This is a genomic window from Mesorhizobium sp. WSM4884 (assembly GCF_029625675.1).
Lineage (GTDB): Bacteria > Pseudomonadota > Alphaproteobacteria > Rhizobiales > Rhizobiaceae > Mesorhizobium.
Map to the genome: position 1 here is coordinate 1 of NZ_JARTVO010000097.1, position 236 is coordinate 236.

At 69.1% G+C, this 236-nt stretch carries 1 protein-coding gene; it reads left to right on the forward strand.

Features of this window, described 5'->3' with window-relative positions:
* Positions 1–54 precede the first annotated feature (54 nt).
* The coding region (locus P9236_RS30805) for an asparaginase (protein WP_278078224.1) at positions 55–236 on the forward strand (182 nt) is incomplete at its 3' end.

Here is a 236-nt window from a genome sequence, read left to right on the forward strand (position 1 = left end):
GGTAGAAGCGGCCCGCATTGAAGCGGCGCCCGGCGCGCGCGTGCGGGAGGCAGCATGGCAAATCCGGTTCTGGTCGAAGTCACGCGGGGCGCGGTGGTCGAAAGCGCTCATCGCGGCGCGGTTTCTGTCTTCGACGCCGACGGCAAGCCTGTCTGGGAGATCGGCGATACGGCGCGACCGGTGTTTCCACGCTCGGCGGTGAAGGCGATCCAGGCGCTGCCGCTGCTCGAATCCGG